Below are 18743 nucleotides of genomic sequence, written 5' to 3'. Positions count from 1 at the left end.
CCCGCAAGGCGGGCGTCGTCGCGTCCGGGGTCCGCTTCCGCCGCCGGCAACCAACGCGCGCGGTGACGCGTTGAGGGCGTCCGAATCGCGACGCGCCCGTGCGGCGCGGGCAGCCAAGGCCGCGATGCGATCCCGATCCCCGCTGGCGCCCATCGCGGCGCTCGTCCTCCTCGCCCTCCCCCTCGGCCTCGCGCCCCGGAACGCCCGCGCCCAGGGGACCGACTCGGTGATCGCCTGCGAGACTCTGATCGCCGCCCGCCGGATCGACGCGGCCTCGGGCAGCGGTGGCCCCGCCCCATCGGAGGCCGGCTGCAGGCGGATCCCGCGCGGCGCGATCGGCACCGTGGAGCAGCGGGCCCTGATCGGCGGCGCGCCCTACGAATGCCTGACCGTGTCCGGCGGGGGTCCGTGCCTCTGGATCGTGCCCTGAGGCGCGCGCCGTCGATTTTTGCCGGAGCCGGCACTCTGATTAAGCTTCACGGGTGATCGAGACGCTCTATCTCGGTCCTGAGCGAGTGAGGTCCGAACGTCCGTATGCCGAGTACCCTGGCAAGCACACGAGTATCGATCATCGCAGCGACCTGGATCGTCTCGGCCCTGGCCTGCGGGGCCGCCCGCGCCGAGCCGCCGATCCGGAGCCCGGAGGACGCGGCCTGCCGCAATGAGGCCCGCGCGAAGGTGTTCTCGGCGCCCAACCCGCAGGGTCTCGAACTGGAGGAGATCGGACGCCGCATCTACTTCGCCTGCATGGACCGCGTCGCGAAGGCGGCCGCACCGGCGGCGAGGAGCGGTGGCCGGCGCCATCGGCACCGGCGGCATTGACCCGCGGCGCGGGCGTCAGGCGTCGAGCGGCGCGCCGATCCGGGCGCGGAGCCGCAGCCGCAGGGCCTCGTTGCCGCCTTCGGCATCGAGGGCGGCCATCAGGCGGAGCAGCTGGCTGAGCGGGGTCGACCGGCTCTCGACCGCGTCGGCGATCTGCTCCGGCAGCGACTTGGCGGCCGGTACGAAGCGCGGTGCCGGGCCGGCCTGGTGAGTCTGGGGCATGCGAGGCGCTCGTCCTTCGAAGGAGTCCAGATTGGCGGGCGGGTCGCTACGCCTTTCGATCGACCGACACCAGTCCCTTTCGCGTGAATACGTAGCCGGCATCGCTCCGCGTCACCGCGCGGCAACAGCGTGGCGGGAAAGTGTGGACGACGTCGGGCCGGTCGCGGAATCTGCTTGCCGGTCTGCCGCTCAGCTGTCCGCCAGCGGCGACTGCGCGAATCGGTTGAGCAGATCCTCGGGGTCCCGGTAGATCGCCACGCAGCCGGCGCTTCTCAGGTCCGCCTCCGGGAAGCCGCCGCAGAGGAGGCCGACGGTGCGCAGCCCCGCCTTCGCAGCCGCCTCGGCATCGTAGGGGGTATCGCCGATGACGATGATCGCGTCGCGGGGCGCGCCGTCGAGCTTCTCCAGCGCGGCTTCGAAGATGTCCGGATGCGGCTTCGACCGGTCCGCGTCGTCCGAGCTGGTGGCCACATCGACGAGGTCGCCGATCTCCAGGATCTCGGTGTAGTGCTCGACCTCGGAGCGCTTGCCCGACGAGGCGAGCGCGATCGTCAGGCCGGCGGCGCGGATGTGCTCGAACAGCGGCCGGACACCGGGGAAGGGTCGGACCTCGGACAGGTAGCGACGCTTGAACAGGTCCGAGCGGTAGGCTTCGATCGTCTCGCCGTCCCGCGCGACCCGCTCCTCCGACAGGAAGACCGGCATCAGCTCGTCGCCGCCCTTGCCGATCTGCCGGCGGACGTCCGCGAAGTCGGTCGTCACGCCGAACTGCGCGAAGGCCTCCACCCAGGCGCGGGCATGCAGGTCGACGCTGTCGAGCAGGGTCCCGTCGATGTCGAAAATCACCGCGCGCATCGCAGCCCCGTCGCGGAGCCCGGCGCCCGCGTCAGGGCGGACAACCGATCGGCGCCGGGCCTGTTCCGTCCGGGCGCCGCGAACGCGGCTCCCTTCGACGACGGAAGCCCGCCCCTGCGCGAGGGACGGGCTTCGGAGAAGGTCCTGGCGGCGCCGGGGCGCCGGCCGTCAGTGCATCGAGGCCGGGGTCCGGGCGGGCTTCGCCTTGGCGGCGAGGCCGGCAGTCACCGCCGCCTTGGAGGCGCGGGCGGGCTTCGGGGCGGCCGGCTTCGCGGCGGCCTTCACGGTCGCGGGCTTCACGGTCGCGGGCTTGGCGACCGCGGTCTTGGCGGCGGCAGGCTTGGCGGCGGCCTTCGACGCGGCGGTCTTGGCGCTGGCAGGCTTAACGCTGGCAGGCTTGGCGGCGGTCTTCGCCGGCGCGGCCTTCGGGGCGGCCTCGGCGACCGCGACCGTCGCGGCGGCAGCGAGCATCGCGTTGGCGCGCAGCTCGGCCTCGGCGCGGATCCAGTGGGCGGCGGCCTGCCCGTGGATCCGGCCCTCGTTTTCCCAGATGTAGTAGGCGCACTCGCGCACGTGGTGCTCGCTGATCAGCATGCGATCGATCTCCTGTCCGTCCCGGGACGACGATGGGAGAGCCGGGTTAAGCGTCGGTTAACCCTGCCGCCCGCGCCCGGTCGCGGCGCGTCGGAGCCGTCGGAGCGGGGGCTACTCGGCGATCCCCAGCACCCGCCGCGCCTCGGTCAGCAGCACCGCGTGCCGGGCCGCGCCCGGGCCCTGATCCGGCGCCTCGCGGCCGGCCCGGGCGATCAGGTCCTGGAAGCGCCGCCGGTCGAGGGCCCGGTGCCCGATGCTCGCGAGCACCGCGCCGAGGACCGTCCGGACCGCCTCGGTGCGCTCGTCGGCCATCGCGGCGGCTTCGGACGAGGCCGCGCTCGCCTGGGCCTCCGCCCGCGCGACGGTCGCCGCCTCCGCGCGGGCCTGCGCATCCGCGAGCGCCGCGGCGAGGCGCTGTCCCTCCTGCCAGGCCTGGTCGTGCTGATGCGTGCGCAGCGCCAGCAGCACCTTGAGCGAGGCCGCTTCCGCCCGCGCCGCGTCCAGCTTGGTTTGGGCCTCGCGCAGATCCTTCAGCAAGTCCTGCGCGAGGGTCTGGTCCGCGGTCACGTCCACTGCCGGCTCCTCTGGCATTCGATGGCATTCGTCCTGTCGCGCCGCCGTCCGAATGTCCACTCTCGCGGGCCGGCGGGACGGGGCGACAGGTTGAGAAAATCCGCTCGCCGGTCCACATGGACAGTGGCGCCTCGGGCGCCTGTCCCGGCCGGCCTTGAACCGGCGCAGCGGAGTGTTGCCACCATGTTCATCCAGACCGAAGCCACGCCGAACCCGGCCACCCTGAAGTTCCTGCCCGGCCGCGTCGTGCTGGCGGAATCGACCTTCGAGGCGCGGGACGCCGAGGCGGCCGCCCGGTCGCCCCTCGCCGCGGCGCTGTTCACCGTCCCGGGCGTGGCGGGCGTCTATTTCGGGCACGATTTCATCTCGGTGACCAAGGCCGAGGACGGTTCGGAATGGGCGCAGGTCAAGCCGGCGGTGCTCGGCGCGATCATGGAGCACTTCCAGTCCGGCGCGCCCGTGATGGCCGAGGGCGGCCACGGCGAGATCGAGCCGGGCGACGAGTTCTACGACGAGGCGGACCACGACACCGTCGTGACCATCAAGGACCTGCTCGAGACCCGGGTCCGGCCGGCGGTGGCCGGCGACGGCGGCGACATCACCTTCCGCGGCTACAAGGAGGGTGTGGTCTACCTGGAGATGAAGGGGGCCTGCTCGGGCTGCCCGTCCTCCACCGCGACCCTGCGGCACGGCGTGCAGAACCTGTTCCGGCACTTCCTGCCGGAGATCCGCGAGGTCCAGGCGATCTGAGGGTCGACGCCCGCGCGGCGGTGTGAGCGGCCGAGCGGCCATGCCGCGCGGCCTGTTCCGCGTCCCTGAGGTTCCGCGTCACTGAGGCGGCCGCCGACCGGCCGGACCGGTCGGCGGCCGCGTTCCGGTCCCTGCCCCCGCGTCGGAGCTTCGGGCCGACGCGGCGGCCCTGTCCGGGGCCGCGGGCGCGCACCGGCGCAAGCCGGCAACACTCCGCCGGTGATCGGCGCGGCGCGGTCGCCCCGACGCTGACGAGGCGGCGGCTTTGTTCTAACACTGGAGGCTCTTGGCGCCCGTCGCGGCGCGGGAAGGCAGCGGCCGGTGCGGACCGGCTTGTGGGAGTGAGCGTGCGTATTCTGGCCATCGACACAGCGCTGGACACCTGCGCCGCCTGCGTCATGGCGGAGGAGGTCGAGGCGCCCCTCGCCGCCGAGTCGCTGCCGATGGCGCGCGGCCACGCGGAGTCGCTGCTGCCGCTGATCGAGCGGGTGATCGCCCGGGTCGAGGGCGGATTTGAGGCGATCGACCGGGTCGCCGTGACGGTCGGGCCGGGCAGCTATACCGGCCTGCGGGTCGGCCTGTCGGCGGCCCGCGCCATCGGCCTCTCGACCGGCAAGCCGGTCGTCGGCGTCGGGACCCTCTCGGCGCTCCTCGCGCCGCTCCTGGCCGAGACCGTCGAGGGGACGATCGCCGCGGTGATCGACGCCCGCCACGGTGCCGTCTACGTGCAGGCGCTGGGACCGGGCGACGGCCTCGCCCCCGCGCACCTGGCCGTCGAGGCCGCGGCCGAGCAGCTGGGCGCCGGCCCGGTGGTGCTGACCGGCTCGGGCGCGCCCATGCTGGCCGCCGCGCTCGCCGCGCGCGGCGTCGCGGCGCGCGTCGCCCATGTCGGCGGTCCCGATATCGCGTCGGTGGCCTCCCTCGGTCTCGTCGCCGACCCGGCGCAGGCGCTGGCCCGCCCCCTCTACCTGCGGGGACCGGATGCCCGGCCGCAGGACCACGCGCGGATCGCACGGCGATGACGCGCCCGCTGCCCTTCTGGCCCTTCGACTGGTGGTTCGCGTGGTGGGACGCGCTGACGCCGGAGCCCTACGTCGCCCCGCTGCGCGACGCCGCGCAGGCCCCCGCCCTCGCCCGTCTCCACGCGACCGCCTTCGCGCGGCCCTGGGACGCGCACGAGTTCGAGCGCATGCTCTGCGAGCGCTCGACCCACGCGCACGCCCTCTGGCGCGCGGGCGTGCTCCAGGGGTTCGTGCTCTCGCGCCGGGCCGCCGACGAGGCCGAGATCCTGACGGTCGTGCTGTCCCCGGCGCTGCGCGGCGGCGGCCACAGCCGCAAGCTGCTCCGCGAGCACTTGGCGAGCCTCGCCCTGGACGGCGTCGCCCGGGTTCATCTGGAGGTCGACGAGGGCAACGCCCCCGCCCTGCGGCTCTACGCCCGGCACGGCTTCCGGCAGGTGGGCTCGCGCACCGGCTACTATCTCAAGGCCGACGGCAGCCGGGCGACCGCGCTGACGATGAGCGCCGACCTGTGACGCCGTGAGCCGCCTCGGCATCGCCTGGCGGGTCGCGGCCCTCGCCCTCGCCTTCGCTGTGCTGGGACCGCCCCACTGGATCGCCCTGCGGCTCCTCGGCCGCCGCGCCACCCTGGCGCCGATCCTGTTCCACCGCGTCCTCCTGCGCCTGTTCGGCGTCCGCGTCACGCAGAGCGGCACGCCGCCAGCCCCCGGCGAGGCGGCGCTGGTGCTCGCCAACCACGTCTCGTGGCTCGACATCATCGCGGTCGGCTCGCTGCGGCCGCTCTCCTTCGTGGCGAAGTCCGAGATCGCCGGCTGGCCGCTGATCGGCGCTCTCGCGGGGCTGCAGCGGACGATCTACATCGACCGGCAGCGCCGCGGCGCGACCGCCGCGGTCAGCACCGCCATGGGGCACCGCCTCGCCGAAGGTGAGCTGGTCGTCCTGTTCGCGGAGGGGACGACCGGCGACGGCACCCGGCTCCTGCCGTTCCGCTCCTCCCTCGTCGGCGCGGCCCGCGCGGCGCTCCAGGCCGAGGCCGGGCGCGGCCGGGTGCGCCTCCAGCCCCTCGCCATCGCCTATCCCCGGCGCAACGGCCTGCCGGTGACGCGCGCCGAGCGCGCGGAGATCGCGTGGTACGGCGACATGGAGCTGGTGCCGCACCTCGCGGCCTTCGTGCAGGGCGGACCCATCGACGTGCACGTGGTCTGGGGGGCGCCGATCGCCTTCGAGGCGACCACCGACCGGAAGGCCGCCACGGCGGCCGCCGAGGCCGAGGTGCGCGCGGCCCTGCGGGGCGCCGGCAGCGGCGTCGGGACCCTGCCGGCGCCGGATCCCAGGCCGGCGGCCCCGGGGATCGGCCTCCAGGGGCCGGAGATCGCGACGGTCTGACCGGTCGGCGCCGCGGGAGCCGCGATACCCGCGCTGCTCAAGGGCTAAGGTCCTGAGCCGGCGGGGAATCCGGTCTCAGGGCTTGGATGTAGGCCCGCGCTGGACGGGTCAGATCCGCTCTCACCCGGAGAGGCGCTGTTGCGCCGGGTGAATCCGGGGATCCGCGCAAGAGTAATGTGTAGAAATCACCGCCAGAATACATGATGCAACGCATTGAGCGGTCGGAACGCCTCTGCTAGCTAGGCCGCAACCCGGAACAGACGGGACTTTGTGGAGGACGCCCGGTGCAAACCTGGAACCAGGTTTATGATCCGTTCGGGAGCCCGTGGCTCTCGACGCTCGCCGCTTCAGTGCCGGTCATCGCACTGCTCGCCATGATCGCCAGCGGGCGCGTGAAGGCCCATATCGCGGCCGTCATCGCCCTCGGCCTCGCCATGCTGGTGGCCATCGTCGGCTTCGGCATGCCGACCGATCTCGCCACCCGCGCCGCCATCCTCGGGATGGTCACGGGCTTCTTCCCGATCGGCTGGATCATCCTCAACGTGATCTTCCTCTACCGGCTGACGGTGGAGAAGGGCTGGTTCGCGATCCTGCAGCAATCGGTGGCCGGCATCACCGCCGACCGGCGGTTGCAGCTGCTCCTGGTGGCCTTCGCGTTCGGCGCCTTCTTCGAGGGCGCGGGCGGCTTCGGCACGCCGGTGGCCGTCACGGGCGCGATCCTGATCGGCCTGGGCTTCTCGCCGCTCGCCGCCTCCGGCCTGTCGCTGATCGCCAACACCGCCCCGGTGGCCTTCGGGGCGCTCGGCGCGCCGATCCAGGGCCTCGCCTCGGTCACCGGCTACCCGCCGGAGATCCTCGGCGCGATGATCGGCCGGCAGCTGCCGCTGTTCTCGCTGATCGTGCCGTTCTGGCTGATCTGGGTCTTCGCGGGCTTCCGCGGCATGATCCGGGTGTGGCCGCCGATCCTGGTCTGCGGCGCCTCCTTCGCGGTCGCGCAGTTCCTGATCTCGAACTACGTCAACCCGTGGATCGTCGATATCGGCGCCTCGCTCGCCTCGATGCTGGCCCTCGTGCTGTTCCTGAAGGTCTGGCAGCCCAAGGAGATCTGGTCGTCGCCGGCCCTGCGCGGCCACGATCCGTCGCTCGCCGTCGCCGGCCCGCGGCCCGTGGCGCTCGGCGCCGGCGTGCCCGGCACGCCCCCCGTCCATGTCGGCGCCCGCACCGCCTCGCAGGGCGAGATCCTGATGGCCTGGGTGCCGTGGATCGTCCTCTCGGTCATCGTCGCGATCTGGGGGACCGGCTGGTTCAAGGGCATCGTCAACCCGCTCTTCACCTGGAAGTACGAGGTGCCGGGCCTGCACAACGTGATCATGAAGGTGCCGCCGGTGGTGGCCAAGCCCGTCCCGGAGGGCGCGGTCTTCCTGTTCACCTACATGTCGTACACCGGCACGGGCGTGCTGATCGCGGCGATCATCTCCGGCCTGATCATGCGGTTCTCGCCGCTGCGCCTCGTCACGGCCTACTTCGAGACCATCTGGGCCCTCCGCTACTCGCTGATCACCATCGCGGCGATGCTCGCGCTCGGCGTCCTCACCCGCTACGCGGGCGTCGACGCCACGCTCGGCCTCGCCTTCGCGGGCACCGGCATCCTCTACCCGTTCTTCGGGACGCTGCTCGGCTGGCTCGGCGTGGCGCTCACGGGTTCGGACACGGCCTCGAACGTGCTGTTCGGCGGCCTCCAGAGGATCACCTCCGAGCAGCTCGGCCTCTCGGGCGTGCTGATGGCCGCCGCGAACTCGTCGGGCGGCGTGATGGGCAAGATGGTCGACGCCCAGTCGATCGTCGTCGCCTCCACGGCGACCGGCTATTTCGGTCAGGAAGGCAAGATCCTGCGCTTCGTGTTCTGGCACTCGATCGCGCTCGCCTGCCTCGTCGGCCTGTTCGTGATGCTGCAGGCCTACGTGCCGTTCTTCCAGCAGATGGTCATCGACCTGCCCGCCGCGGCACCGGCGGCCCACTGAGGCGGACCGGGGAGCGCCCCTCCCCGGGAGCCGCGCGCCGGACCGGGCGCCAGACTATGCGCCAAGCCATGCGCCGGCCGCCTGCGGGCGGCCGGTTGCGTCTCGAGGGCGCCGCGACGGGGCGCGCGAAGCGTGCTACAGGCCTCCCGCCGGCCCCGTCCCCGCGGGCCCGGCGCGGAGTGGGGCGGATCGGTTCGGGACGGCGCGCGTTGAAGAAGGCCTACGTCAAATCCTACGGTTGCCAGATGAACGCCTACGACGCGGCCCGCATGGCCGACGTCCTCGGCGCTGAGGGCTACGCGGCGACCGACACGGTCGAGGACGCGGACGTCGTGGTCCTCAACACCTGCCACATCCGCGAGAAGGCCGCCGAGAAGGTCTATTCCGAGCTCGGCCGCCTGCGTGTCCTCAAGGGCGAGCGGAAGGCGCAGGGTCTCGACACCCGCATCGTCGTGGCCGGCTGCGTCGCCCAGGCCGAGGGCGCCGAGATCCAGGCGCGCCAGCCCGCCGTCGACGTGGTGGTCGGCCCGCAGAGCTATCACCGCCTGCCGGACCTGCTGGCCCGCTCCCGCGAGCGCCGCGTCGTCGACACCGAATTCCCGGTCGAGGACAAGTTCGACCACCTGCCCCGCCGGCGGACCCTCGGGGCGTCGGCCGTCCTGACCGTGCAGGAGGGCTGCGACAAGTTCTGCGCCTTCTGCGTGGTCCCCTACACGCGGGGCGCGGAGGTCTCGCGCTCCGTGGCGGCGGTGCTCGCCGAGGCCGAGAAGCTCGCCGACGGGGGCGTGCGCGAGATCACGCTCATCGGCCAGAACGTCAACGCCTATCACGGCGACGGCCCCGACGGCGCGCCCGCGGGCCTCGCCGATCTGGTGCGCGCGGTGGCGAAGATCCCCGGCATCGCGCGGATCCGCTACACGACGAGCCACCCGAACGATTTCGACGACGCCCTGATCCGGGCCCACGCGGAGGTGCCGGCGCTGATGCCCTACCTGCACCTGCCGGTGCAGTCGGGCTCCGACCGGATCCTCGCCGCGATGAACCGCAAGCACACCGGCGACGCGTACCGCCGGCTGATCGAGCGGATCCGGGCCGCCCGGCCCGACATCGCCCTCTCGTCCGACTTCATCGTCGGCTTCCCGGGCGAGACCGACGCGGACTTCGCCGAGACCCTGCGGCTCGTGCGCGACGTCGGGTTCGAGAGCGCCTTCTCGTTCAAGTACAGCACGCGCCCCGGCACGCCGGCCGCGGACCGCACCGATCAGGTGCCGGAGGCCGTCATGGCGGCGCGGCTCGCCGAGCTGCAGGCGCTCCTCGACAGCCAGCGCCACGCCTATCAGCGGGCGGCCGCGGGCCGGGTCTTCGAAGTGCTGGTGGAGAAGCGCGGGCGCCATCCCGGCCAGGTCGCGGGCAAGACGCCGCACCTGCTGGCCGTCCAGTTCGACGCCGCGCCTCACCATATCGGGCAGGTCGTGCCGGTGCGGATCACCGAGGCGGGGTCCAACAGCCTGTTCGGGGAACTCGTCTCCGAGGCTGCGGCGGCGTGAGGATCGGAGCGGTGGGGATGATGGCGAGGATGACGGCTTGAGCGCATCGGACGGTGCGGGCGCGCGCGGCGCGCTCCGGGGTCGCGGCCCGGCGGCGCGGCCGACCGGATCGGACGAGGTGGTCGAGGTGCCGCTGACCTTCGACGACAACCGCCTCGCGAGCCTCGTCTTCGGACAGTACGACCAGAACGTCGCCCATATCGAGCGCCGGCTGGAAGTCACCGCCACCGCGCTCGGGAACCACCTCGTCATCAAGGGGCCGGCCGACGCCGCCGAGACGGCGCGGCGGGTCTTCCAGAAGCTCTACGCCCGGGTTCGGACCGGCGGCAGCACGCTGACCCTCGGCGAGGTGGACGGCGCCATCCGCGAGGCCACCGCGCAGGCGACCCTGTTCCCCGCCGAGGCGATCGCCGCCGAGGCCGACAGGCCGCATTTCGAGCAGATCGCCACCCGCAAGCGCGGGGCCGTGCGCGCGCGCAACCCGGCGCAGGACGCGTACATCAAGCTCCTGCGCACCAACGAGCTGGTCTTCGCCGAGGGCCCGGCCGGGACCGGCAAGACCTGGCTGGCCGTCGGTCACGCCGTCTCGCTCCTGGAACAGGGCCACGCCGAGCGGCTGATCCTGTCCCGGCCGGCGGTCGAGGCCGGCGAGCGCCTGGGCTTCCTGCCGGGCGACATGCGCGAGAAGGTCGACCCGTACCTGCGCCCGATCTACGACGCCCTCTACGACTTCATGGAGGCCCGCCACGTCGACCGCGGCCTGCAGACCGGCACGATCGAGATCGCGCCGCTCGCCTTCATGCGCGGCCGGACCCTCACCAACGCGGTGGTGCTCCTCGACGAGGCGCAGAACACGACCTCCATGCAGATGAAGATGTTCCTCACCCGCCTGGGCGAGGGCTCGCGCATGATCATCACCGGCGATCCCAGTCAGATCGACCTGCCGCCGGGTCAGAAATCCGGCCTCGTGGAAGCGGTCAGCGTGCTGGAGGGCGTCGAGGGGATCGGCCACGTGCGGTTCAAGGACGTCGACGTGGTCCGCCACGACCTCGTGCGCCGGATCGTCACCGCCTACGAGCGCGCCGCCCACGGCAGCGAGGAGGCCGACCGCAATCCGAATCCCCGCCGCCGGCCCCTGGCGTGACCATGCCCCACGAGATCGACCTCGCCGTCGAGGACGCGCGCTGGGAGACGGCGGTCGCCGACCTCGAGGCCCTCGTCACCCGCGCCGTCGAGGCCGGGCTCGCCGTGGCTCCCGAGAAGCCGGACGGACCCGTCGAGGTCAGCGTCCTGCTGACGGACGACGCCGCCGTCCGGGAGCTCAACCGGACCTGGCGCGGCAAGGACAAGCCGACCAACGTCCTGTCCTTCCCGGCCGCCCCGCAGCCGCGGCATGCCGGCACCGCCGCGCCCCTCGGCGACGTGGTCCTTGCGTACGAGACCCTGGTGCGCGAGAGTGCGGAGCAGTCGAAGCCGCTCCAGAATCACCTCGCCCACCTCCTCGTCCATGGCACCCTGCATTGTCTCGGTCAGGACCACGAGATCGGCGAGACCGAGGCCGATGCCATGGAAGCCCTCGAGGTCGCGGCACTCGCGACCCTCGGCATCCCGGATCCCTATGCCTGAGCGCGCGACGTCCGAGCGACCCCAGACCCGAGAGACATGAGCAACGATCGAAGTCGCGGCGCGGCCCTGGCCGCGCCCAGTTCCACCGAGGGCGAATCCCAGCACCGGGAGCCCTGGTACGACCGCCTGCTCCAGGCGCTCCACCTCAAGCCGCGCGATTCGCTGCGCGAGGGTCTTGAGGAGGCGCTGGCGGAGCCGGATGCCGGCGAGAGCGGCCTCACCCCGCTCGAGCGTGTCATGCTCAAGAACGTCCTCGGCCTGCACAAGGTGCGCGTCGACGACGTGATGGTCCCTCGGGCCGACATCGTCGCCGTCTCGAACGACACGAGCCTCGGCGACCTGCTCAAGCTGTTCCGCACGGCCGGCCATTCCCGGCTGCCGGTCTACGGCGAGACCCTCGACGATCCCCGCGGCATGGTCCACATCCGCGACCTCGTCGACCACATCGCCGCCAAGGCCGAGCCGGCCCGGCGCAGCGCGCCCGCCGTCGCGAAGCCGATCGAGGTCGCGGGCGACGGCGCGGCGGACGCGCCGGCCGCCCCGCGCCCGCGCCGGCCCGCGGCGCGCCTGCCGCGCGGGCTGGACCTCGGCAAGGTCGACCTGACGACGACGCTCGCGGCGGCCCGTATCCAGCGGCCGGTCCTGTTCGTGCCGCCTTCCATGCCGGCGATCGACCTGCTGGTGCGGATGCAGGCCACCCGCACCCACATGGCGCTGGTCATCGACGAGTACGGCGGCACAGACGGGCTGATCTCCATCGAGGATCTGATCGAGGTCGTGGTCGGCGACATCGAGGACGAGCACGACGTCGCCGAGGACAAGCACGTCCAGCGGGTCGAAGGCGAGGGCGAGGTCTTCGTGGCCGACGCGCGCACGCCGCTGGCCGAGGTCTCCGAGGTGACGGGCGTCGACCTCGTCGCGGCCGTCGGCGAGATGGCCGAGGAGATCGACACGCTGGGCGGCATGATCGTGACCCTGGCGGGCCGCGTTCCCTCGCGCGGCGAGCTGATCGCCGGCCCGGGCGACCTCGAGTTCGAGGTGCTCGACGCCGATCCGCGGCGCCTGAAGCGCCTCCGGTTCCACAAGGGCGCGGCGCGGATCGGCAACGTCGTGCCGCTCGCCCTCCCCCCGCCCGCGAACGCCCCGGTCGCCGAGACGCCGCACCCGTGACGGTCGCGGCGTGACGAGCTTGGCGGACGGTTTCGCCCGGTCGCCCGCGGCGGCCGGCGCGCCGATGCGCGGGCCGGTTCCGGGTCCGATGTCCGATCCGGAGCGGGCGCGCGTGCCCGGCGCGGTGCTGGCGATCGCGCGCCTGACCGGCTGGCGCCGCCTCGGTGTGGCGTGGCTCGCGGGCGCCCTCGGGGCGCTGGCCATGCCGCCCTACGGTCTCCTGCCGGCCCTCGCGGTCTCCCTGACGGTCGCGGTCTGGCTGCAGGACGGTGCCGCCGCCGACCGGACCCCCCTCCGGCGGTTCTGGCCCTGCTTCCTGATCGGCTGGGCCTGGGGCTTCGGCTACCTCACGGCCGGGCTCTGGTGGCTGGGCCAGGCCTTCCTGGTGGAGGCCGACGAGTTTCTCTGGGCTCTGCCGCTCGGCGTGATCGGACTGCCCTTCGTCCTCGGCCTGTTCTACGGCGCCGGTTTCGGCGCCGCGGGCCTGCTGTGGGGCCGCGGCGCGGCGCGGATCGCCGCCCTCGCCTTCGGGCTCGGCGCGGCGGACTGGCTGCGCGGCCACCTGTTCACGGGGTTTCCCTGGAACACCCTCGGGATGGCTCTGGCCCAGAACCTCTGGCTGATGCAGTGGGCGGCCGCGATCGGGCTCTACGGCCTGGGCATCCTGGCCGCCCTGATCTGCGCGGCGCCCGCGACGATCGCCACCGGGGCGAACCCGCGCGCCCGGTTCGGGCCGAGCGCGGCCGCCGCGATCGCGCTCGTCGGCATGGCGCTCTACGGCGCCGAGCGGCTCGGGCCGCCCGACCCGGTGGTGGCCGGTGTCCGGCTGCGGCTCGTTCAGCCCAATTTGCCCCAGGACGCCAAGTTCAGGCCCGAGAACCGGGCCGACATCGTCGACCGCTACATCGAGCTGAGCCAGCGCCCGACGGAGGCCGGCGCGCCGGAGCCGACCCACATCGTCTGGCCGGAATCCGCCTTCCCGTTCCTGATCCAGCGCGATCCCGACGCCCTGGCTAAGGTGGCGGCGGGCCTGAAGCCCGGGCAGCAGCTGATCACGGGGGCGGCCCGCGCCGAGGAGCCGCTGCCGGGCGAGCGCCTGCGCTTCTACAACGCCGTCATGGTGATCGGTCCGGACGGCCGGATCTCCGACAGCTACGACAAGGTCCACCTCGTCCCGTTCGGGGAGTACCTGCCGGGTCCCCTGGACGCCGCCCTGCGGGCCGTGGGCCTGCGCCAGTTCGTGGCGGTCCCCGGCGGGTTCTCGGCCGGGTCGCTCGCCGGCCAGCGGATCCTGACGGTGCCGGGCCTGCCGCCGGTGGCGGCGACAATCTGCTACGAGGCGATCTTCCCGGGCGCGATCCTGCCGGCCGGCCACGCCGCCCCGGCGCCGCGGCCGCCGGGGCTGATCCTGAACGTCACCAACGACGCGTGGTTCGGCGACACGCCGGGGCCGCGCCAGCACCTGGCCCAGGCACGCCTGCGCGCCGTCGAGGAGGGGCTGCCGCTCGTGCGCGACGCCAATACCGGGATCTCCGCGGTGATCGACCCGCATGGCCGCGTCGTCGCCCGCACCGCGCTCGACGCGGAGACTTGGCTGGACGCGGACCTGCCCGCCCGCATCGTCGGCGGCACGCTCTACGGCCAGTTCGGCGACGCCGCCTTCGCGCTGATGCTGGCCGCCTGCCTGGGCGGGGCCGTGATCGCGCGGCGGCGGCCGTGAGTTCGGACAGGGCGACCGCGAACCGGTTCCTGCTCGGCCTCGCGCTGATGCTGGTCGCGTTCAACCTGCGCCCGGCGCTCAGCACGGTCGGCCCCCTGCTGGCGACGATCCGGGACGGCACGGGCCTCGGTGCCGGCGGCGCCGCCATCCTCACGACGCTGCCGGTCCTGTGCCTCGGCATCGCCTGCGCGCTCGCCGCCCCGCTGATCCGCCGGATCGGGCCCGACCTCGCGGTGCTCGCCGGCTCGACGATCCTCGTCGCCGGCCTGACGCTCCGCGGTCTCGGCGGCCTCGTGCCGCTCTTCGCCGGGACGGCGCTGGCGGCGATCGGGATCGGGCTCGACAACGTCCTGCTGCCGGCGCTGGTGAAGCGCGATTTCGCCGGCAACGGCGGCCTGATGACCGGCCTCTACACGATGACCCTGTGCCTCGGCGCGGCCGCGGGCGCCGGCGCGTCGGTGCCGGTGGAGCACGCCCTCGGCGGCGGCTGGCCCTCCGCCCTGGCGGTCTGGTCGCTGCCCGCGCTGGTCGCGGCCTTCGTGTGGATCCCGTTCGCCCGCCGGACCGCCTCGACGGCCGCGCCCTCGGCCGGGCGGCTGCTCCGCAACCCGCTGGCATGGTGGGTGACGGGCTTCATGGGCCTGCAATCCTCGCTCGCCTACATCCTGTTCGGCTGGCTGCCGCTGCTGCTGCAGGGCCGCGGCCTGACGCCGCTCAACGCCGGGTTGTACGCCTCGCTGGCGACGCTGGTGCAGGCGCCGGGCGCGCTGCTGGTCGCCATGCTGGCGGCCCGAGCCCGCGACCAGCGCGCCTGGATCGTCGTGATTCCCGGCCTGACCGCCGCGGCCTTCGTCGTCCTCGCCTTCGGGGCGGACTCCCTCCGGATCCCCGCCGCCTGCGCGCTGGGCTTCGGGATCGGCGGCTGCTTCGGGCTCGGCCTGACCTTGATCGTGCTGCGCGCGGCGGACGCGGCCAGCGCCGCCGGCCTCTCGGCCATGGCGCAGGGCATCGGCTACACCTGCGCCGCGCTGGGGCCGCTGGTCTTCGGTCTGGCCCACGAGGCGACCGGCGGCTGGGCCGTCCCCGGGGCCCTGTTCGTCGGCATCACCGTGGCGGCGATCCTGATCGGCCTCGCCGCCGGGCGCGACCGGAAGGTCAGCGCGGCCGAGCCCGAGCCGCGGGATGCGGCCGCTCAGCCGCTGCTCAGCCGCTGACGGTGCTCCAGCCGGCGAAGCCGGCCAGCGGTTCCTGATCGTAGCGCGCCATCAGGTCGGTCATCGCGGCCGGATCGGCGAGGCGTCCCTCCGTGGCCAGCCGTGCCAGACCCTCGAAAAAGCCCTCGCGACCGAGAGCCGGCGCGAAGCTCAGCGTGAAGCGCACCGGCCGGTCGCCGGGGTTGGCGAAGGCGTGCGCGATGCCGGGCGGGATCAGCGCGAAGTCGCCCGGGCCGAGCTCGTGGTCCGCACCGTCGACGCGGAGCGCGAGCCGGCCCGCCTCGACCGAGAACGTCTCGGTCAGCCGGGCGTGGCGGTGCAGCCCGGCGCCCGGTGTCCGGGGATCCATCGTGACCCGGTAGATGCCGAGGCCGTCGGCCGTCTCGTCGCTGCGCGCCAGGTAGGTGACCCGCATGCCGCCGATGACGGCGTTCGGGCCGGGCCCGCGGTGCACGACACTCGCCATCTTCGCCCCGTCCGTTCCCCAAACGAGAACCCCGCGCGGCCGGGTGACCGCGCGGGGCTGCATCGGTGAGCGCGCGCCCGAGGCTTACTCGGCGGCGACCCGGTGGGCCTGCGAGCCGTCCGTGTAGGTCTCGGACTGCAGGCGCTTGCCCGGGGCGGCGCGGCCCGGCAGCGGCGGCAGGGCCTTGGCCTTCTCCAGATCGATCCCGGCGCCCTCGGCGACGCGGCGGCCGTAATCCTCGTCGGCGTGCCAGAAGTGCCAGACCATCCGCAGCTGGATCGGCTCCGGGCACTGCTTCATGTCGGCCACGAGGTTGGCGATCAGGTCGTCGCGCTCCCAATCCGCGAAGGAGCGGTAGCGCACGCCGGCCTGGGTGTAGTCGTCCTCGGTGCGCGAGGTCTGGTAGCGGCCGAGATTGCCCTGGACCGGCTGGTGGTAGTCCTTCGCGGGCTTCGGCGCCTCGCGCAGGCCCTCGGCCAGCGTCGACGGCTCGTAGTTGATGTGCTTGTTCGGGCCGGTGCCGTCGACCGTGTAGGCCATCTGACCGTCGCGCTGGTTCGAGTAGACCTTCACGCCGGGCTGCGGCGCGTTGATCGGCAGCTGCAGGTAGTTGGCGCCGACGCGGTAGCGCTGCGTGTCCGAGTAGGACAGCGTCCGGCCCTGGAGCATCTTGTCGTCCGAGAAGTCGATGCCGTCGACCAGCACGCCGGTCCCGAAGGCCGACTGCTCGACCTCGGCGAAGAAGTTGTCCGGCACCCGGTCGAGGACCATCCGGCCGCAGGGCAGCAGCGGGAACTGGTCGACCGGCCACAGCTTCGTGTCGTCCAGCGGGTCGAACGACAGGTGGTCGTTCGGGCCGTCCGGCATGATCTGCACGGCGAACTCCCACTCGGGGAAATTGCCGGCCTTGATGTTGTCGTACAGGTCGCGGGTCGCGTGGCCGACATCCTTGGCCTGGATCTCGGAGGCCTGCTGCGAGGTCAGGTTCCGGACGCCCTGCTTGGGGATCCAGTGGAACTTGCAGAGCACCGCCTCGCCCTGGTCGTTGACCAGCTTGTAGGTGTTGACGCCCGAGCCCTCCATCTCGCGGTAATTGGCCGGGATGCCCCAGGGCGACTTCAGGTGCGTCACCATGTGGATCGACTCGGGGTGCTGGGCCACGAAGTCGAAGAAGCGCCACGCCTCCTGGCGGTTCGTGACCGGATCCGGCTTGAACGCGTGGATCATGTCGGGGAACTTGATCGCGTCGCGGATGAAGAAGACCTTGAGGTTGTTGCCCACGAGGTCCCAGTTGCCGTCGACGGTCTTGAACTTGACCGCGAAGCCGCGCGGGTCGCGCTCCGTCTCCGGGCTCTCCTTGGCGCCGGCCACGGTGGAGAAGCGCACGAACATCGGCGTCTTGACGCCGGTCTCGTTCAGCACGCGGGCGCGGGTGTACTTGGAGGCCGGCTCGTCGCCGATCTTGCCGTAGGCCTCGAACCAGCCGTGGGCGCCGGCGCCGCGGGCGTGGACGACGCGCTCGGGGATCCGCTCGCGGTCGAAATGCGTGATCTTCTCGATGAACTGGTAGTTCTCGAGCGTGGCCGGGCCCCGCTCACCGACCGTGCGGGTGCTCTGGTTGTCGCGGACCGGGTGGCCCTGGCGGGTGGTCAGGATCGGGCGTTGATCGCTCATGCGTACCGTCTCTCCGTTCTGCGAAGGCTCTCGGTGGACAGCGGGGTCAGCCTGGAACCGTTCTGGTGAAGGGTTATGACCGCGGCATGACCCCGAGGCAAATGCATCGTCACAAAGGTTCTGATAGACGCAGCCTATGAACCTGGCCGGTCTCTCGCTCCGCGATCTCGAATACGTCGTCGCCGTCGCCGACGAGGGGCATTTCGGCCGGGCCGCCGAGCGCTGCAACGTCAGCCAGCCGACGCTGAGCGTGCAGGTCCGTAAGCTGGAAACCGCGCTCGGCCTGACTTTGTTCGAGCGGTCGAACCGGCGGATCCTGCTGACCGAAGCGGGGCAGGCCATCGTCCGGCAGGCGCGGGTCGTCCTGGCGGAGGCGCAGCGTCTGCTGGCGCTGGCCAGCGAGGGCCGCGGCTCGCCGCTCACCGGGCGTCTCGTGCTGGCGGCGATCCAGACGCTCGGTCCCTACTTCTTCCCGCTGGTGCTGCGGCCCCTGCGCGAGCAGTACCCCTTGCTGATGCTCTCGCTGTCGGAATCCCGGACGGCCGACATCGTCGAGGGCCTGCGCGACGGCCGCATCGACGCGGCCCTGGTCTCGCTGCCGCTGCCGTCCCACGGGCTCGCGGTCTCGCCGCTGTTCGTCGAGCCGTTCTGGCTCGCCTGCCCGGCCGAGCACGCCCTCGCCCGGGGCGGCGCGCTCTCCGCGACCGAGATCGCCGGCCCGGATCTGCTGCTGCTCGACGAGGGCAACTGCCTGCGCGACCAGACGATCGCGGCCTGCGGCGCCGGCTCCTCGGTCGGCCGCCACGCCACCAGCCTGGAGACGCTCCGCTCGATGGTGGCGGCCGGCGCCGGCTACACGCTGCTCCCGGCCCTGGCGGTGCCGTCGAATCCCGATCCCAGCGGCCTGACGGTCACCCGCGCCTTCGACCTCGACGGTCCCGGGCGGACCATCGCGCTGGTCTGGCGCGCGAGCGACCCGCGGGCCGCCGGGCTCGCGAGCCTGGCCGCCTTCTTCCGCGCGCACGCGCCGGCGGGCACGGCCGCCTGCCGCGACGGCGAGACCGTCGCCTGAGCCGCCGCAAAC

At 73.0% G+C, this 18743-nt stretch carries 20 protein-coding genes; 14 read left to right on the top strand and 6 right to left on the bottom strand.

Features of this window, described 5'->3' with window-relative positions; translation table 11 throughout:
• The first annotated feature begins 124 nt into the window (after positions 1-124).
• Together J3A75_RS07185 and J3A75_RS07180 are read left to right on the top strand one after the other, a co-directional pair.
• Positions 125-430, top strand: coding sequence for a hypothetical protein (locus tag J3A75_RS07185; RefSeq protein WP_012317657.1), 306 nt, complete (start codon positions 125-127; stop codon positions 428-430).
• 104 nt (positions 431-534) lie between these two features.
• Entirely contained in the window at positions 535-822 is a 288-nt protein-coding gene (locus J3A75_RS07180; RefSeq protein ID WP_012317656.1) for a hypothetical protein, read from the top strand.
• 15 nt (positions 823-837) lie between these two features.
• Here J3A75_RS07180 and J3A75_RS07175 read toward each other — a convergent pair whose 3' ends face one another.
• From J3A75_RS07175 to J3A75_RS07160, 4 genes are all read right to left on the bottom strand, one after another.
• Complete coding sequence (locus J3A75_RS07175) at positions 838-1044, bottom strand: hypothetical protein (protein WP_012317655.1); 207 nt, start codon at positions 1042-1044, stop codon at positions 838-840.
• A 189-nt stretch (positions 1045-1233) separates the two neighbouring features.
• Entirely contained in the window at positions 1234-1899 is a 666-nt protein-coding gene (locus J3A75_RS07170; protein WP_063111572.1) for an HAD family hydrolase, read from the bottom strand.
• 168 nt (positions 1900-2067) lie between these two features.
• Complete coding sequence (locus J3A75_RS07165) at positions 2068-2493, bottom strand: DUF2934 domain-containing protein (RefSeq protein ID WP_063111573.1); 426 nt, start codon at positions 2491-2493, stop codon at positions 2068-2070.
• Positions 2494-2604: 111 nt separating this feature from the next.
• Entirely contained in the window at positions 2605-3066 is a 462-nt protein-coding gene (locus J3A75_RS07160; RefSeq protein ID WP_106427809.1) for an atp-dependent helicase, read from the bottom strand.
• Between the two features lie 183 nt (positions 3067-3249).
• Between J3A75_RS07160 and J3A75_RS07155 the strand changes: the two genes are divergently transcribed.
• The 11 genes from J3A75_RS07155 to J3A75_RS07105 all read left to right on the top strand — a co-directional run bounded on the left by J3A75_RS07155 (position 3250) and on the right by J3A75_RS07105 (position 15519).
• Positions 3250-3816 (top strand): NifU family protein, encoded by a 567-nt coding sequence (locus tag J3A75_RS07155; RefSeq protein WP_012317651.1) that lies wholly within the window; start codon positions 3250-3252, stop codon positions 3814-3816.
• Positions 3817-4163: 347 nt separating this feature from the next.
• Positions 4164-4838 carry a tRNA (adenosine(37)-N6)-threonylcarbamoyltransferase complex dimerization subunit type 1 TsaB gene (gene tsaB, locus J3A75_RS07150; protein WP_012317650.1) on the top strand — a complete coding sequence of 225 codons (675 nt, stop codon included), beginning with the start codon at positions 4164-4166 and terminating at the stop codon, positions 4836-4838.
• Positions 4835-5350 (top strand): GNAT family N-acetyltransferase, encoded by a 516-nt coding sequence (locus J3A75_RS07145; RefSeq protein WP_012317649.1) that lies wholly within the window; start codon positions 4835-4837, stop codon positions 5348-5350. Before tsaB ends, J3A75_RS07145 begins: the two co-directional genes overlap by 4 nt.
• A gap of 4 nt (positions 5351-5354) precedes the next feature.
• On the top strand, positions 5355-6221 hold the full coding sequence (locus J3A75_RS07140; RefSeq protein ID WP_209649870.1) for a lysophospholipid acyltransferase family protein: 867 nt from the start codon (positions 5355-5357) through the stop codon (positions 6219-6221).
• Positions 6222-6505: 284 nt separating this feature from the next.
• Positions 6506-8242, top strand: a complete 1737-nt coding sequence (locus J3A75_RS07135; protein ID WP_012317647.1) for an L-lactate permease — start codon at positions 6506-6508, stop codon at positions 8240-8242.
• A 209-nt stretch (positions 8243-8451) separates the two neighbouring features.
• On the top strand, positions 8452-9789 hold the full coding sequence (gene miaB, locus J3A75_RS07130) for a tRNA (N6-isopentenyl adenosine(37)-C2)-methylthiotransferase MiaB (protein ID WP_209649868.1): 1338 nt from the start codon (positions 8452-8454) through the stop codon (positions 9787-9789).
• Positions 9790-9826: 37 nt separating this feature from the next.
• Positions 9827-10933, top strand: a complete 1107-nt coding sequence (locus J3A75_RS07125) for a PhoH family protein (protein ID WP_024831035.1) — start codon at positions 9827-9829, stop codon at positions 10931-10933.
• Positions 10934-10935: 2 nt separating this feature from the next.
• A complete protein-coding gene (gene ybeY, locus J3A75_RS07120) occupies positions 10936-11415 on the top strand; it encodes an rRNA maturation RNase YbeY (protein WP_029361556.1) in 480 nt (159 codons plus the stop codon).
• A gap of 36 nt (positions 11416-11451) precedes the next feature.
• On the top strand, positions 11452-12585 hold the full coding sequence (locus J3A75_RS07115; RefSeq protein ID WP_209649866.1) for a hemolysin family protein: 1134 nt from the start codon (positions 11452-11454) through the stop codon (positions 12583-12585).
• An 88-nt stretch (positions 12586-12673) separates the two neighbouring features.
• Positions 12674-14305: an apolipoprotein N-acyltransferase gene (gene lnt, locus J3A75_RS07110; protein ID WP_245364355.1), complete on the top strand. Its 1632-nt coding sequence runs from the start codon at positions 12674-12676 to the stop codon at positions 14303-14305.
• Positions 14302-15519: an MFS transporter gene (locus J3A75_RS07105; RefSeq protein WP_012317641.1), complete on the top strand. Its 1218-nt coding sequence runs from the start codon at positions 14302-14304 to the stop codon at positions 15517-15519. The genes lnt and J3A75_RS07105 overlap by 4 nt, the downstream gene beginning before the upstream one ends.
• On the opposite strand, the gene J3A75_RS07100 is transcribed toward J3A75_RS07105, so the two are convergent.
• Positions 15509-15985, bottom strand: a complete 477-nt coding sequence (locus J3A75_RS07100) for a cupin domain-containing protein (RefSeq protein WP_116655687.1) — start codon at positions 15983-15985, stop codon at positions 15509-15511. The two genes, J3A75_RS07105 and J3A75_RS07100, sit on opposite strands and share 11 nt — an antisense overlap.
• 84 nt (positions 15986-16069) lie before the next feature.
• A complete protein-coding gene (locus J3A75_RS07095) occupies positions 16070-17659 on the bottom strand; it encodes a catalase (protein ID WP_024831040.1) in 1590 nt (529 codons plus the stop codon).
• Positions 17660-17795: 136 nt separating this feature from the next.
• On the opposite strand from J3A75_RS07095, the gene J3A75_RS07090 reads away from it, so the two are divergent.
• Complete coding sequence (locus J3A75_RS07090; protein ID WP_012317638.1) at positions 17796-18731, top strand: LysR substrate-binding domain-containing protein; 936 nt, start codon at positions 17796-17798, stop codon at positions 18729-18731.
• Positions 18732-18743: the final 12 nt, after the last annotated feature.

The organism is Methylobacterium sp. PvP105 (genome assembly GCF_017876975.1).
GTDB lineage: Bacteria > Pseudomonadota > Alphaproteobacteria > Rhizobiales > Beijerinckiaceae > Methylobacterium > Methylobacterium radiotolerans.
The sequence above is the reverse complement of the archived record's forward strand: the minus strand, read 5'-3'. Positions and strand labels throughout refer to the sequence as shown.

Coding starts and splice junctions, on each gene's coding strand:
- J3A75_RS07170 (WP_063111572.1), bottom strand. CDS start 1,899: ATGCGCGCGGTGATTTTCGACATCGACGGGACCCTGCTCGACAGCGTC.
- J3A75_RS07100 (WP_116655687.1), bottom strand. CDS start 15,985: ATGGCGAGTGTCGTGCACCGCGGGCCCGGCCCGAACGCCGTCATCGGC.
- J3A75_RS07180 (WP_012317656.1), top strand. CDS start 535: ATGCCGAGTACCCTGGCAAGCACACGAGTATCGATCATCGCAGCGACC.
- J3A75_RS07145 (WP_012317649.1), top strand. CDS start 4,835: ATGACGCGCCCGCTGCCCTTCTGGCCCTTCGACTGGTGGTTCGCGTGG.
- lnt (WP_245364355.1), top strand. CDS start 12,674: ATGTCCGATCCGGAGCGGGCGCGCGTGCCCGGCGCGGTGCTGGCGATC.
- J3A75_RS07175 (WP_012317655.1), bottom strand. CDS start 1,044: ATGCCCCAGACTCACCAGGCCGGCCCGGCACCGCGCTTCGTACCGGCC.
- ybeY (WP_029361556.1), top strand. CDS start 10,936: ATGCCCCACGAGATCGACCTCGCCGTCGAGGACGCGCGCTGGGAGACG.
- J3A75_RS07115 (WP_209649866.1), top strand. CDS start 11,452: ATGAGCAACGATCGAAGTCGCGGCGCGGCCCTGGCCGCGCCCAGTTCC.
- J3A75_RS07095 (WP_024831040.1), bottom strand. CDS start 17,659: ATGAGCGATCAACGCCCGATCCTGACCACCCGCCAGGGCCACCCGGTC.
- J3A75_RS07155 (WP_012317651.1), top strand. CDS start 3,250: ATGTTCATCCAGACCGAAGCCACGCCGAACCCGGCCACCCTGAAGTTC.
- J3A75_RS07185 (WP_012317657.1), top strand. CDS start 125: ATGCGATCCCGATCCCCGCTGGCGCCCATCGCGGCGCTCGTCCTCCTC.
- J3A75_RS07090 (WP_012317638.1), top strand. CDS start 17,796: ATGAACCTGGCCGGTCTCTCGCTCCGCGATCTCGAATACGTCGTCGCC.
- J3A75_RS07165 (WP_063111573.1), bottom strand. CDS start 2,493: ATGCTGATCAGCGAGCACCACGTGCGCGAGTGCGCCTACTACATCTGG.